The organism is Pseudarcicella hirudinis, assembly GCF_900115665.1.
Classification (GTDB): domain Bacteria; phylum Bacteroidota; class Bacteroidia; order Cytophagales; family Spirosomataceae; genus Pseudarcicella; species Pseudarcicella hirudinis.
Genome location: NZ_FOXH01000005.1, coordinates 47,876 through 62,652 on the forward strand (window position 1 = coordinate 47,876; position 14,777 = coordinate 62,652).

At 39.7% G+C, this 14,777-nt stretch carries 9 protein-coding genes; 2 read left to right on the forward strand and 7 right to left on the reverse strand.

What is annotated here, in order from left to right; all coding sequences use genetic code 11:
- Positions 1-152: 152 nt before the first annotated feature.
- Positions 153-1,394 carry an ABC transporter permease gene (locus BM179_RS10215; protein WP_092016312.1) on the reverse strand — a complete coding sequence of 414 codons (1,242 nt, stop codon included), beginning with the start codon at positions 1,392-1,394 and terminating at the stop codon, positions 153-155.
- Positions 1,395-1,630: 236 nt separating this feature from the next.
- On the opposite strand from BM179_RS10215, the gene BM179_RS10220 reads away from it, so the two are divergent.
- Entirely contained in the window at positions 1,631-4,585 is a 2,955-nt protein-coding gene (locus tag BM179_RS10220; protein ID WP_092017035.1) for an FAD-binding and (Fe-S)-binding domain-containing protein, read from the forward strand.
- Between the two features lie 68 nt (positions 4,586-4,653).
- Here BM179_RS10220 and BM179_RS10225 read toward each other — a convergent pair whose 3' ends face one another.
- The 5 genes from BM179_RS10225 to BM179_RS10245 all read right to left on the reverse strand — a co-directional run bounded on the left by BM179_RS10225 (position 4,654) and on the right by BM179_RS10245 (position 12,415).
- Positions 4,654-5,268, reverse strand: coding sequence for an NADPH-dependent F420 reductase (locus BM179_RS10225; RefSeq protein ID WP_092016315.1), 615 nt, complete (start codon positions 5,266-5,268; stop codon positions 4,654-4,656).
- Between the two features lie 422 nt (positions 5,269-5,690).
- Positions 5,691-7,307, reverse strand: a complete 1,617-nt coding sequence (locus BM179_RS10230; protein ID WP_092016318.1) for a RagB/SusD family nutrient uptake outer membrane protein — start codon at positions 7,305-7,307, stop codon at positions 5,691-5,693.
- A gap of 27 nt (positions 7,308-7,334) precedes the next feature.
- The gene (locus BM179_RS10235) at positions 7,335-10,433 is read right to left on the reverse strand and encodes a SusC/RagA family TonB-linked outer membrane protein (RefSeq protein WP_092016321.1); all 3,099 of its coding nucleotides are present in this window, start codon (positions 10,431-10,433) and stop codon (positions 7,335-7,337) included.
- 457 nt (positions 10,434-10,890) lie between these two features.
- On the reverse strand, positions 10,891-11,307 hold the full coding sequence (locus BM179_RS10240) for a hypothetical protein (protein ID WP_092016324.1): 417 nt from the start codon (positions 11,305-11,307) through the stop codon (positions 10,891-10,893).
- A 112-nt stretch (positions 11,308-11,419) separates the two neighbouring features.
- Positions 11,420-12,415, reverse strand: coding sequence for a zinc metalloprotease (locus tag BM179_RS10245; protein WP_092016327.1), 996 nt, complete (start codon positions 12,413-12,415; stop codon positions 11,420-11,422).
- Positions 12,416-12,796: 381 nt separating this feature from the next.
- On the opposite strand from BM179_RS10245, the gene BM179_RS10250 reads away from it, so the two are divergent.
- The gene (locus BM179_RS10250; RefSeq protein ID WP_092016330.1) at positions 12,797-13,645 is read left to right on the forward strand and encodes a hypothetical protein; all 849 of its coding nucleotides are present in this window, start codon (positions 12,797-12,799) and stop codon (positions 13,643-13,645) included.
- A gap of 93 nt (positions 13,646-13,738) precedes the next feature.
- On the opposite strand, the gene BM179_RS10255 is transcribed toward BM179_RS10250, so the two are convergent.
- The gene (locus BM179_RS10255; protein WP_092016334.1) at positions 13,739-14,722 is read right to left on the reverse strand and encodes an aldo/keto reductase; all 984 of its coding nucleotides are present in this window, start codon (positions 14,720-14,722) and stop codon (positions 13,739-13,741) included.
- Positions 14,723-14,777: the final 55 nt, after the last annotated feature.

Consider the following 14,777-nt stretch of genomic DNA (forward strand, 5'->3'; position numbering starts at 1 on the left):
AGCGCATACTTTTTAATTTAAATATGCTTAATCAATCTGATTCAAACATTTTCAGGCATAAAATGTTAATAAATCTTCCATAATACTGATAAACACAAAAGACTTTGCGGAATGCTCTGCAAAGTCTTTTGTGTTTGAGATGAAATCCCTCATTATTTAGAACGAATAGCAATAACCGGATCTAATCTGGCAGCTACCAATGCCGGAATAATTCCCGATAACATTCCTATTATACTTGAAATAAACAATCCTTTTGTGATATTACTGTACGACAATATCATAGTCAGTGCGTCCTGCGGGATGATTGTAATAAGCCAGACCAGGAAAATACCAACCAACCCTCCTATCAGACTTAAAAATACGGCCTCAAACAAAAACTGGAATAATATAAAATAATTCTTTGCACCGAGAGACTTCTGTATTCCTATAATATTGGTTCTTTCTTTCACTGAAACGAACATAATATTAGCAATTCCAAAACCTCCAACCAATAATGAAAAGCCTGCAATCAATGCTCCGGCCATATTGAGTGTGGCAAATATTCCGTCGAAAAACTGATTAATTCCATCCGCACGATTCACAGCAAAATTATCTTCCTGAGAAGGTTTTAAACTTCTTCGGCTTCTCATCAGACCCTCAATTTCTCCCTCCAGCGCTTCCTGTTTAACATCCCAGTCATATGCTTTCACCGCTACATCCGGCTCCGGCTGATCTTTCTGAAAAATATTGGCAAAAGTGGTATAAGGAATAAACGCATTTTCGTCCGGAGAGCCTCCCAGGGTTATTCCATCTGTCCCCTTCTTTTCCAGCACCCCGATTACTACAAATTTAATTCCTTTTATTTTGATTGTCTGCCCGATAGCGTTGCCATTCGGAAAGATTGTTTCAGCTATTTTAGCACCGATAATTGCTGAATAGGAAGAACTTTCTGTTTCTACCGGAACAAAATACCGGCCCTGCTGAATAGAAAATTCTGAAATTTTATTGTATTCAAAACTGCATCCCGTCAGTCTGGCATCGATACTGTTATTTCCATGACTGTAAGTTACACTTCCTCGGCCGTCGATAATTGCCACATGTTTTGCATTTTCAAGATTTTCCTGCAAATATTTGAATTCAGAATATTTCATATTCGGTCTGTTCACATATTTCCACCAGGGATAATTATTCCCCATAAGCCAGGGCCATTTACCTACGTAAAGAACTCCTTTCCCAAATGAATCTATCTGATCTCTGATATTTTTATTCAGAGAATCCACGGCTGTGAAAACCGCTACAATTGCAAAGATCCCTATAGTTACTCCTAAAAGAGAAAGTGTAGTCCGTAGAACATTGGAATGCAGAGCCTGCCAGGCGAACCTGAAACTTTCAAAAATCTGTCGAAGGAATTTCATATAATTAATTTTATTTAAAGGTCTTTTTTTAAATGCGTTAATTTCAAACGTGGCTGATATTGAAATAGCAAATTGTTTAGTGGCTGAATTATACTTCCCGTAAAGTAAAAGTATTTCTTATTGCATTTTATTCAAAGTATATATTGATTGAACTCAGGTATGACATATTTAAGTGGCAAAATAGCATGAAGACTGGAAACGATTCATTAATTTTACCTGTTAATTTTTATAAAAATATGCCACAAAAACTCAGCACTGCGGACTTCATTAACTTACAGGAAAATTTTTCAGGAGCGCTTTTTTTCAATCATACCCCCCTTCACAATTCACAGAAATTACTTTACTCTACTGACGCTTCCGTTTATCAGGAAAAACCTGTTGCAGTAGCGATTCCTAAAACCAATGAAGATCTCAAAGCACTGATCCGGTTCGCCCGGGAACAAAAACTTTCTCTTATTCCGAGAGCGGCAGGCACTTCGTTAGCCGGACAGGTTGTCGGAGCAGGACTGGTAGTGGATATTTCTAAATATTTCGACAAAATCCTTGAAGTCAATACCGAGGAAAAATGGGTAAGAGTTCAACCCGGAGTAATCAGGGATGATTTAAACGTAAAACTCAGAGAATACGGATTGATGTTCGGGCCCGAAACCTCCACTTCTTCCAGAGCGATGATCGGCGGAATGGTGGGTAATAATTCCTGTGGCCTTCATTCTATCGTCTGGGGTTGCACGCGCGACCATCTTTTGGAAGCGTCTGTATTGCTTTCAGATGGTACAGAAGCCATTTTCAGGAATCTTGACAGGAATGAATTTTATGCAAAAGCCTCTCAAAATAACCTGGAAGGTAATATTTATCGGGAAATACATAAAATTCTCCATAATCCATTTAACCAGGAAAACATTGTTCAGGGCTTTCCGAAAAAGTCGATCAAAAGAAGAAATACCGGGTATGCACTGGATATGCTCATCGATAATCAGCCTTTTACCGAAAACGAGATACCTTTTAATTTCTGTAAATTGCTGGCAGGTTCGGAAGGAACACTTGCTTTTATTACTGAAGTAAAGTTAAATCTGCTCCCGCTTCCTCCAAAAGAAGCAGCACTTGTCTGTGTTCATTGCAATAGCATTGATGAATCCTTAAAAGCCAATCTGGTTGCTCTTGCTCATAAACCTACAGCTTCCGAGCTGGTGGATAAATACATTTTAGATTTTACAATCGGTCATCATGAATATGAAAAAAACCGCTTTTTCATAGAAGGCGATCCGAAAGCTATCCTCATGGTTGAATTTATGTCAGAAACGCTCTCTGATCTGAAATCAATGACAGATAGTTTTATTGCAGACTTAAAAAATGCAGGACTTGGATATGCGCATCCTGTTGTTTGGGCTGAACAGACAAAACCTGCCTGGGATGTAAGAAAAGCCGGACTCGGATTAATCAGAAATCTTCCTGGAGATACTCAGCCTGTTAATTTAATCGAGGATTGTGCTGTTGATCCGCAGGATTTACCACAATATATTGCCGATTTAGAAGTACTTCTCAAAAAACATAGCTTAAATGCCTCATATTATGCGCATGCAGGAGCCGGAGAGCTGCATGTGGAACCAATGATTAACCTTAAAACCACGGAAGGTAAAAATCTCTTCCGAACAGTGCTTAAGGAAACTGCCGCACTCGTAAAGACTTACAATGGCTCATTAAGCGGAGAACATGGTGACGGAAGACTTCGGGGAGAATTTATTGAATTTATGATCGGGCCGGAGAACTTTGCACTGCTTCATGAAGTAAAAAGGATCTTCGATCCTCAGAATATTTTCAATTCCGGGAAAATTACGAATACTCCGCCAATGAATGAATCACTGAGGTATGAGGCGGAAAAACGAATTGACAAAACGGAAACAATTTTTGATTTTTCAGAACAGGAAGGTATCCTAAGACTTTCAGAAAAATGCTCAGGATCAGGAGATTGCAGAAAGACAGAATTAACCGGCGGTACAATGTGCCCAAGTTATATGGCTACCCGACAGGAAAAAGATACGACAAGAGCCAGAGCCAATATCCTTCGTCAGTTTTTAACCAATTCAACCAAAGAAAACAAGTTTGATCACCCTGAAATTAAGGAAGTTATGGACTTGTGCCTTTCCTGCAAAGGCTGCAAATCCGAATGCCCTTCAAGCGTGGATATTGCAAAGATGAAAGGGGAATTTCTTCAGCATTATTACGATGCGAACGGCGTACCATTCCGGACAAAAATGATTGGAAACTTCACCAGATCTCAGGAACTGGCTTCTCATTTCCCGGGGCTTTACAATTTTGTCATCAGTAATCCCGTAACAGAAAAACTGACCAAAAAAATACTGGGCTTCGCTCAGGAAAGAGAAATTCCGAAACTTGCCAGCCAGACCCTGAAAGCCTGGGCAAAAGATTATTTCAGGAAAAACAGAGACAATTCCTCAGATAAAGGTATTGTATATTTGTTCTGTGATGAATTTACCAATTTCAATGATGCTGAAATCGGCCAAAAAGCCATAAAACTTCTTTCAAAGCTCGGTTATGAAGTAGTTATACCAAATCATCTTGAAAGCGGCAGAACATATCTTTCAAAAGGACTTGTCAGAGAAGCACAAAAAATAGCGATCAAAAATGTACAGTTATTGTCGGATTCGATACCAAATGACAGACCAATTATCGGGATTGAGCCTTCTGCCATTCTGACTTTAAGAGATGAATATCTTGACTTGGTCCCAGCCTCAATGAAGGAAGATGCCAAAAGGATTGCCAGACAGACTTTTCTTATCGATGAGTTTATTGCGGCCGAAATTGATGAGAAGAGAATCAGGAAAGAGAATTTCACTACGGAGAAGAAACTAATCAAATTGCATGGACATTGTCATCAAAAAGCACTTTCTAATCTGACGACTACCAAAAAGATGCTTTCGGTTCCGGATAATTATGAAGTGCAACTGATTCCTTCAGGCTGTTGCGGTATGGCCGGATCTTTCGGTTTTGAGGAAGAGCATTATGAAACTTCTATGAAAATCGGTGAATTAGTCTTATTTCCAACCATCCGGAAACAAGCTGCTGAAACAATTATCGCTGCCAACGGAACAAGCTGCCGGCATCAGATTAAGGATGGAACAGGCAGAACGGCTCTGCATCCGGTAGAGATTCTCTGGGAAGCACTTCTTTAAAACTGCCGAAAGCATTCGTGGCTGTAAAAGATCCGGGGTTGAAAATTCCCCGGATCTTTCTGAAATTTCTATGGTAATTTAATAAGATTAAGACCAGGAATTGAGCCACCGGGGAATTGCTGTAATTTTCCACCTGTTTCCAATGATCCCAGATCCACACCTGAGAAGCCCATATTTTTCATTATTTTCAATACTTCTGCTTTAGCTTCTGCATCGTTTCCTGACATGAATAAAACCCTGTTTCCTCCTGAAACATGAGGATCAGAAGACAACAATTCAGGAGTAAGCGTATTAAAAGCTTTTACGACACGTGCTCCGGGAGCAAGTTCTGAAACAACTTCGCTCGAAGGTTTTCCTCCTAAATCAGCATGCTGATACTGCTCACCAACAGCAACAACTGCATTAGCGGTATCAATCAGAATCTGACCTTTCCAGGCTGGGACATTTTTCAATACATCTGCAACATTCCCCCATTTCACAGAAAGTACCACCACATCAGCTTTTACAGCATCTTCTGCTTTTCCCGCAGAAACGCCACTTCCCAGTTCTGAAATTATGCCAGCCAAAGATTCCGGCCCTCTGCTATTGCTTAATATTACCTGATAACCCGCTTTTAATGCCTGTTTAGTGAAGGCCGTTCCGATAGACCCTGCCCCAATCACCCCAATTACTTTTGTTTCCATAAAATTCAGGATTTAATATGTTAAATTTTGTCTGAGGAATTATTTATTCTGATAAGATAAGTTATAATTATCAGACAAGAGAAGCAAGGTCTGACCGTTTTAAGTTTCAGGAAAAAACAAAAAAGAGGCAAAATTTTAATTAAAAATATAAACCATGTGCCTTATGTGTCCACCATCTCTATGCGATCACTAACCTACCTATGTGCCCGATGTTCCTATCTACCTATGTGCCCTTTGTTCCTATGTGGTTACATCTAACCTACCTATGTGCCCTATGTTCCTATGTGGTTACATCTAACCCATATACCTGTGATTACAAAAAATTCCACCTGACGAGTGCCAGGTGGAATCTAACCAAATTATCCTATGAATATAAATATCAGAGCATAAACACATTATACTTCTGACACCTCAAAAAATTATCAGTATCCCAGGTTTTGCTTCAAGGCGGAGTTTACCGTCAAGGCAGAAGTTGGGATAGGGAAAATTCTGCGGTTCGGGTTTGAGTCTTTTTTAAAGCCCCAGCTTCCTTCGTATTTACCAAAACGAATCATGTCATTTCTGTGCCAGGTCTCAGAAGCAAATTCACGGTTTCTTTCCTGATACAAATCATCCAGTGAAAGTGTTGTCAGACTTGGGGAGGTTGTTCTGTTTGATCTCAAAAGATTTGTCAATGATAAGGCTGTATGTCCCATAGTTGGTGAACCACCTCTCAAAATAGCCTCAGCTTTCATCAAAATAATGTCAGAATAACGGAAAACAGGAACGTCGTTATTCTGGTTTCTGTTCGTTGAAGTATTATCAGGATAGAATTTGATGTTTCTGTAACCCATATTCCAAGCTATTTCATCATTACCACAGTCAAATGCAGTAGCATCCTGTCTCAACACAATATCGGGCGTCAGGTTCACCTGATAAGTATAAGTGGCTGATCCGTCAGAACCAGTATAAGTCTGGTCATAACCTTTTTTAGTAGTAGTAACAGTAACAGGAGTTACTCCATCATTCATGAACAGTAATCCGGTAAGCCATTGTTTATTTCTGATATCATTCGGGTCATTGAAATTGGCATAAAACTCCGGTAAAGTACTTTCAGGTGCACTTGGCGTAAAAGGTAAACCGAATTTCTTTGTGGCCGAACGCGGAACATCATAACGCGCATGATACATAAATCCATTTAGTCCGTAAGCAGAAGTGGCAGCAGGGTCATAAGGAATAGCAAAGATAAATTCCTTCATCTGAGGGCCATTGTTCGGATAAAACATCTGGAGATAAGAGCTTCTTGGCTCCAGAGAATATAATCCTGAATTGATCACACTATCACAGGCTGCGATACAATCATTATTGCGTTGTGTTCCGGTATAATATTCAGCATTTACATACATTTTTGCCAGTAATGCAAAAGCAGTGTATTTATTGGCTCTCCCATAAGTAGTTATTCCCGAAGCACGGCTCAAATATGGCAAAGCTTCTTTGACTTCTTTCTCAATAAATTTAAAAACATCAGCTCTTGGCAAATTCGGGTGCGGAGAAAAATCACCGTATGTGGTATCTATCGGCACATTTCCGTACAAATCCATCATCATGTAATAGCTAAGCGCTCTTACCATTTTCAATTCCGCTAAATTGGTTTGCTTAGCGGTACCGGCAGGAATCGTTAGATTCAGGATTGACAATGCCTGATTGGTTGCTCCGATCGTTGTAGATAACCAGTTCCAGCAGCCATTTGTCCAACCATGATCTTTAGTCCAGCTATGATAATGCAGCATCTGATAATTTTGGTTATCATACCAGTTTCCACCTCTGGCAGGTAAAATAGCCTCATCTGTACTCAACGACTGCATAAACCAGTAATCGAGTGAGAAGTTCCCGCGGAGAGCCGTATAAGCCGGACCAGAAGCCTGAATAAATTGAGTTGAGTTCTGCGGAAAAATATCTGGCGTAAGCGAAGTCGTCACAGGTACGTCCAGGTCATGACATCCTGTCATAACAGACACGAGTAACCCGAAGATGCCGAAATTTAAAAGTATTTTTTTCATGATAATATCTTTTCTGATGATTGATTTTTAGAATGATAAATTAACCCCAAATAAAATGGTACGGGTTTTCGGATAGAAGTTATTCGAATCTACGCCCGGAGCTATACCACCCTGATTCACCTCAGGATCTATTCCTTTGTAACCTGTAATAATAAATGCATTGTTTACTGAGGCATAAACTCTCAGTGTTTTCACATATTGATTGAATTTTTTGAAAGTATATCCAAGCGTTGCGTTGTCAAGACGGACATAACTTCCATCTTCGATGAAGCGGGATGAATATTTATAAGCATTTACATCTTTCACAGACTCATCTGCTACTTCTGTCAGAATATTACTGTATTGAGCAGTACTCGGTCTGAACAAATCCGCACGGGTTGCATTGAAAATTTTGTTTCCAAAAACGCCTCTTATGAATACATTCATGTCAAAATTGCCTAATCTGAATGTGTTGGTCCAGCCTAACAACAATTTTGGCTGCGGATCACCCATATACTTGTAGTCAACACCAATTGCCGGAGTAGTAGTAAGTTTACCGTTGCGGTCCAGATATTGAGAAACACCATTTTCATTTTTGCCGGCATATTCTAAAGTAAAGAACTGGCCAAGCGGCATTCCGGCTTTAAGAATCTGCAAAGAACTACCGGTTTGTCCTCCTCCTTCCGGTTGTGTGATTCTCACAGAGTCTCCGCCGATGAATAAGGGGTTAGTCAGGCTGGTAATTTTATTGGCATTATGTGCCAGGTTGATACTGGTTGTCCAGGAGAAATTACCCGTTTTAACAGGTGTTGCCCCTAAAGTAAGTTCAATACCTTTGTTATTCATACTACCACCGTTGGCAGTAATATTACCAACCGGAACCAGAATCGGGTCAACTTTATATCCGTAGATCATTCCGGTAGTGTTTTTATCATACACCTCAATTGAACCATTCAATTTTCCTTTCAGGATAGTGAAGTCAACCCCTAAGTTCGTAGTAGCTGTTTTTTCCCACTGCAAATTCGGGTTCGTAGCCTGTACCGGTCCGTATGAAGCAGTCTGCACTCCATTATAATAGTATGTTCCCAAACTACCTGATATAAATTGAGCTGTATAGGCATTAAAACCTGAAGAGTTACCAGTCACACCATAACTCGCTCTGAGTTTCAAATCGGTAAAAATGTCCTGATTCTGCATAAAACCTTCCTGATTTATTCTCCATGCTACGCCGACAGAGGGGAAATAACCCCATTGATTATTCGCTCCGAAAACTGAACTGCCATCTCTTCTGATAGAACCCTGAAAGAGATATTTATCCTTGTAATTATAGTTTAATCTGGCAAAATCAGAAATCAATCGGGTTTCCTGATACACACCATCCGGGCCAAAATTCACTCTGTAAGAAGGAATAGCATACGGATTACTTAGTGCGAAGTTGTTATAACCGATATTGTCAACCGGGAAATTGGTACTTGAAGCCTGGAATCCGTCTCCGAAGACATTACCCTGCCATGAATATCCGATCACAGCATTAATCGAGTGATCACCAAATTCTCTGTTCCATGTCAGGAATGTTTCAAGAATTTTGCTGGTGTTCTGGTAAGTATTTCTCAAAGCAGAACCATTCGTACCGAAGTTCAGGATTGAGTGTACCGCAGGAGGCTCAGGGTTGTTATAAAAGTTTGCGCTGTTGTATTGTGTATAGTAACTGTCGTAAGACTCTCCATGCAATGAGGTAGAGTTCTGATAGGAAAGATTCAAATCATATGTTAAACCAAATGGTAATTTAATCTGCGTTTTAAACGCTCCGATCAGGTTATTCGTCTTGGTGTTATCCTTGGCATGATTTACCATTGCTACCGGGTTAAAATACCCGGTGTTGGTAAAGTTCTCATAATAAGAACCATCTGCATTCAGGATTGGAGAAACGGGTAAGTGGTTCACGCTCTGCAACAAAACGTTATTTCTCAATGGAACGTTATCTGCACTGCTATTGGAATTTGTCACAAACAGGCCGAATTTCACTTTATCATTCAGGGCATACTGCTCAATGGCCAGACGTGCTATTACTCTCGTCAATGCACTTGACTGAAGAATACCTTGTTTTTCTACATAGTTGATACTTGCGCTGTAAGTCCCGTGATCAGAACCTCCGCTGAAAGAGATATTGTGGTTGTGTGAAGTTGCGGTACTTTTCTGTGCAGAAGTCTGCCAGTTAGTATCAGCACCTAAGTCATCTTTCGGAGAAAATGATTGTCCGTTTTTCGCCAGAAAGCTTCTCAATTGGCTGGCATCCATCATTTTCAATTGATTTGACACATTTTCCAAACCAACATATCCGTGATATGTTACCTGCATTTCTCCTTTTTTACCTCTCTTTGTGGTAACCATAATTACCCCGTTGGCTGCACGGTTTCCATAAATAGCAGTAGCAGCAGCATCTTTTAATACTTCAATTGAAGCGACATCGTCCGGAGCGATGGTTGAAATATCTGCTCCCGGTACGCCATCAATTACATAAAAAGGCCCTTGCGAGCTGTTAAGCGTGGAAGCTCCTCTCAACACTACAGCTGCAGGTCTGTTAGGATCCCCACTGGCAGAGATATTCAGGCCCGGAACCTTTCCCTGCATCAACTGACCTACATCGGTAATAGCACCTCTGTTCAGATCTTCAGGTTTTACCGTAGTAATGGCACTGATGAGGTTCTTTCTTGACTGGGTACCGTAACCTACAACGATTACCTCATTCAAAGCTTTGGTATCAGTTACCAGACTTACATTAATCACCCCACGGTTATTTACCTGTACTTTCTGGGTGATATAACCCACATAGGTAAAAATCAATACCCCATCTGATGGAGCTTTAATTTTAAATTCACCATTCACATTAGTAGAGGTTCCGGTTTTACTTCCTTCTACTAAAATATTCACACCTGGCAATCCTTCATTGCCACCCTCAGTAACTACCTTTCCTGTGATCTCAATTTCTTTCAGAAAATTGCCGGAAAGTTTAAAATTTTCGCCCCCGTTACCCTCCGAAACCGGATTTGAATTGCTCCTGGCGTAAAGACTATTTGCCAGAAGAATTTGAATCAGAAAGTAGCAAATTGTTGCTCCGCCGATCTTGCAAATAAAAGTGTTTTTCATAAAATCTGAATTTTTGTTTGGACAATAATTGAAGGTTAGTTTCTCATGGTTAGATTTCAGGACTTTCCTAAATATTTAAATTCCGAAGACAAATTAGGTTATTGATTTTTTAATAAAAAGTATAGAAATCTTCCTATTTAGATGCAAGCGTTTGCAATTTTTTGCAAACGTTTGAAAAAATGGAAAGAATTTACGATTCGATTTTATGATAGAACAGTATAAACCAGATTTGACGTTATTTCCGCAAATTTCCGGCAATTATCGCAAATTTTCATGGCTCTTTACGACGTAAAATCTAACCTGAAACGGAATAAAACTATAAAAAACTGAGTAGAACTTAAGTCCGGAAAAAGCCCGTTCAGAAGAGTGCTCCTAAAGGAAAACCAGGAGAGGAGAACAGCAGATTTTCTGCTGAAGAAGGAAGGTCTTTATGGCAGTTTAATTATATAAATAAGGATCAGAGATCTGATCCGAATTCGGACAAAATATTCTTTATTGAATTGATAAGTCCGGTGAATTCCCGGGGAGGATTAGAATCATCAAACATTACGGAAGAATAGGTTTTCTTTTCCGTTCTGATGGTGATTTGGGTCATGAAAGCAGCATCAACCTGCTGTTTATCTGATTCACCTTTTATACTGCTTATTTTTCCGGGAGGTAATTTTGCAGCAGCATTAAACACTTTTTTCCATTGAGCATCTTTTAAATGAAATGTTTTTACCTCCTCATTTAAAGAATAGAGCATTTTACTCTTGTCAATCACTATTATTTTACTGGTTCCCCTTGTTTTAAAGGAGATTTCAACCGACAGAATATTTCCGTTTTCAGCTTTCAGGGTAAACAGAAGTAAACAGGTTAATAACAAGGTTTTCATAATTTTCAGTATAATGAGGTAAATTTAAACGAAACGCCTTCATATATAACAGCAAGATTGCACCGGTAATTAATATCTGATGCAATCTTGCCGGATATGCTACCCAATTATTTTAAGGATTAAAGCTGGCTCGCGCTCCGCCTGCCTGAAATATCGCTCTGGTTCTGGTTTTTTGTCCGGCTGTAAACATAAACATACAAGCATCATTTACATAATCCATGTAGTTCATAAACAAATCCCCGTTAGCACCATTGCTGCAGGTAACATGCGGGAAAGCAGGACAGCCAAAATTTGAGGTTTGCTGAGTAGGCGTATCGGCTACTAAATCATTACCGCAATTGGAATCGCCCCAGATATGACGAAGATTCAGCCAGTGGCCGATTTCATGTGTTGCCGTTCTGCCTTTATCGAAAGGAGCCGTAACACTTCCGGTATTACCAAAATAAGTCGGAGAAATCACTACACCGTCAGTGGCAGGAGCTCCACCCGGAAACTGTGCATATCCCAGTATTCCTCCTCCGATATTACAAACCCAGATATTAAGGTTTGTGGTAGGGCTGGTAGCATCAATTCCTCCGCTGGAAGAGCTTTTCATGGCATCAGCAGTGCCCCAGGAAGTTTTGCTGGATTGTTTTCTCACGACTCCTGCCAGGACAAATTTCAGTTCAAAATTAGAAACCAGGGGAGCAAACGGTGTGGGGGTAAGACTTACATCGGTATTAGTTGCTGAAAAGTCTTTATTGAGCACATCTATCTGCGATTGGATCTGAGCCTGACTTATATTCTGGGCAGCAGTTTTATATATTACATTTACCACAACAGGTATGGTAATCGTCCCGGTCAGCCCTACCCTGCTGCTTTTTTGTTTAACAGCAAAGTTATAGGTCTGTCTCTCAATTTCATCCATTCTCTGCTGAAGCGAAGCATCAGCTTTCAATTGAGTATTAAATACATCCATTGTGGCACAGCCTCTTGGATTTGTACTTAAAGAAGATACGGCATCTGTTTGTTTCGGAGATTCATTTTGTTCTTCAAGCTTCACATCAGAACAGGACACTGCGAAAAAAGTAAGCGCAGAGAGTCCAAGGGTAGTCAATTTTGATTTCATAGAAAAGAGAAGTTTAATTTGGTTTATTGATAAAGGTAGCATATTGATTACAAATGAATAATTTTTAATATAAAATACAAAATTTTTAACGATTATTTTTTATACAAAAATTAATTTTGTGCTTTTTTATTCATATTTCAAGCATTTCAGGATTGACTTCACTCACTCTTTAAACCTCATCAACAACCTTTTTCAAAGAAAATTCTGTCTTAAGTGGCTTTAAAACCTCTTAAAATTCATTTAAAATCAAATAGTACTTTTCAAATACATCATCATTCAGCAATCTTTTTTTTCCATTCCTCACGCAACCCCGATTTGGGTATTCTCGTATTAGGCTTCAAATCGCATTAATAAATTTTCAAACTCTTAAATTTTATAATCATGAGAAACCAGCGTACCTTATTAACCTCTATTCTTACCTTTAGCTTTCTGTTGAATATAGCTACAGGTTGCAAAAATGACAGCGCTCAGCCGCAGCCAAGCCAGCCAAGTGTTGATGTTACAGTAAAAGATTCTTCTTTAGGAAAAGTGCTGACGGACGGAAATGGCAAAACACTCTATTTCTTCACAAAAGATGCAAACGGCACTTCAGTCTGCACCGGTGGATGTACGGATACCTGGCCTGTTTTCTCAGTAGATAATCCTCGTCTTGATGCCTCTCTGAATGCAGCAGATTTCAGCTCAATTACCCGTACTGATGGCAAGAAACAAATTACCTATAAAGGCTGGCCGTTGTATTATTTTAAATCTGATGCCAGTGCCGGAGATGTGAAAGGTGAAAATGTAAACGGTGTATGGTTTGTCGCTAAAACATCTTATTCTATCATGTTATCCAACACACAACTGGTTGGAAATGATGGAAAGCAATATACTTCTCAATACAAAGAAGGAACAGGAGACACACAGTATTTTGTAGATGACTACGGCAAAACATTGTATGCGTTCGCCAAAGACAAGAAAGGTAAAAACAATTATACCAAAGCAGATTTCAGTAACAACGCTACCTGGCCGATCTATACTACTGATTTAAAGGATGTTCCGTCTAATCTGGATAAAACATTGTTTGGAACTATCAAAGTGCAGGATAAAGTACAACTTACTTATAAAGGCTGGCCGCTTTATTACTTTGGTCCTGATAATAACTTACGTGGCTCTACTAAGGGTGTAAGTGTTCCTACTCCGGGAGTATGGCCAATTGTTCAAAAAGATTCTCCGGTTGCTCCTGAATAATTCAGGACAAGTGTATAAAGTCAGCAACCTCCATTTGAATTTCAAAAGGAGGTTACTGCTCTAATCTTTACTGAATCAATCGGATCTGGGAAATTAATTGTTCACCATTTTTAACGCTCCTTCACTGTAGCGCTCACCTTTAACCGGATATTTTATCAGAAGTTCTTCGATTGCCGCTAAATCGTCCGCATTCAATTTAACATCAATTGCTCCGGCATTTTCTTCGAGGTATTTTCTCTTTTTAGTACCCGGAATCGGAATGATATCTTCTCCCTGAGCCAGAACCCAGGCAATTGCCAGCTGAGAAGGTTTACAGTTTTTATCATTGGCCAATGCCGCAAAACCTTCTGCCAGTTTCTGGTTATCAGACCAGTTGTCTCCGTTAAATCTTGGCAGAGTTCTTCTGAAATCATTTTCTGCCAGCTGATTAAGATCTGTAACAGTAGCTGTAACCAAACCCCTGGCAAGCGGACTATAAGGAACTAGTGAGATACCCAGCTCTCTTACGGTAGCCAGGATTTCTTTTTCCACGTCTCTTGTCAAAATAGAATATTCACTTTGCAGCGCAGAAATCGGATGAACGGCATGTGCTTTACGAATTGAAGCAGGAGAAGCTTCAGACAGGCCCAGATACCTGACTTTCCCTTCTTTTACCAGTCCGGCCATAGCACCAACCATATCTTCAACCGGAACATTCGGATCAATCCGGTGAGCGTAATACAAATCAATTGTGTCAGTTTTCAAACGTTTTAAGCTCTTTTCTACCGCAGTTTTCATATAGTCAGGAGAACCGTCAAAATAGTTGGTTCCGTTTTCTCTCCACCTGAAACCAAATTTGGTAGCAATAAAAACTTTATCCCGGTTTGGCACTAAAACATTTGAAAGTAATTCTTCATTCAATCCGTTGCCGTACATATCGGCAGTATCCCAGAAATTAATACCCAAATCAAGGGCTTTATGTAAAGTTGCCATTGATTCTTCATTGTCCAGACTTCCGTACGCATGACTCATTCCCATGCAGCCAAGACCAATGGCCGATAATTTTTCTTCTGAATTTCCTAAGGTTCTGTATTCCATATTTTTCTGATTATTTGATGAAGCAAAGTTATCGGGTATTATTAGAGAATGTCTT

What these genes read in the sequence shown, in the direction of transcription:
- BM179_RS10235 (WP_092016321.1), bottom strand. Translation starts at nt 10,433, where the DNA reads ATGAAAAACACTTTTATTTGCAAGATCGGCGGAGCAACAATTTGCTAC.
- BM179_RS10230 (WP_092016318.1), bottom strand. Translation starts at nt 7,307, where the DNA reads ATGAAAAAAATACTTTTAAATTTCGGCATCTTCGGGTTACTCGTGTCT.
- BM179_RS10215 (WP_092016312.1), bottom strand. Translation starts at nt 1,394, where the DNA reads ATGAAATTCCTTCGACAGATTTTTGAAAGTTTCAGGTTCGCCTGGCAG.
- BM179_RS10250 (WP_092016330.1), top strand. Translation starts at nt 12,797, where the DNA reads ATGAGAAACCAGCGTACCTTATTAACCTCTATTCTTACCTTTAGCTTT.
- BM179_RS10245 (WP_092016327.1), bottom strand. Translation starts at nt 12,415, where the DNA reads ATGAAATCAAAATTGACTACCCTTGGACTCTCTGCGCTTACTTTTTTC.
- BM179_RS10225 (WP_092016315.1), bottom strand. Translation starts at nt 5,268, where the DNA reads ATGGAAACAAAAGTAATTGGGGTGATTGGGGCAGGGTCTATCGGAACG.
- BM179_RS10255 (WP_092016334.1), bottom strand. Translation starts at nt 14,722, where the DNA reads ATGGAATACAGAACCTTAGGAAATTCAGAAGAAAAATTATCGGCCATT.
- BM179_RS10220 (WP_092017035.1), top strand. Translation starts at nt 1,631, where the DNA reads ATGCCACAAAAACTCAGCACTGCGGACTTCATTAACTTACAGGAAAAT.
- BM179_RS10240 (WP_092016324.1), bottom strand. Translation starts at nt 11,307, where the DNA reads ATGAAAACCTTGTTATTAACCTGTTTACTTCTGTTTACCCTGAAAGCT.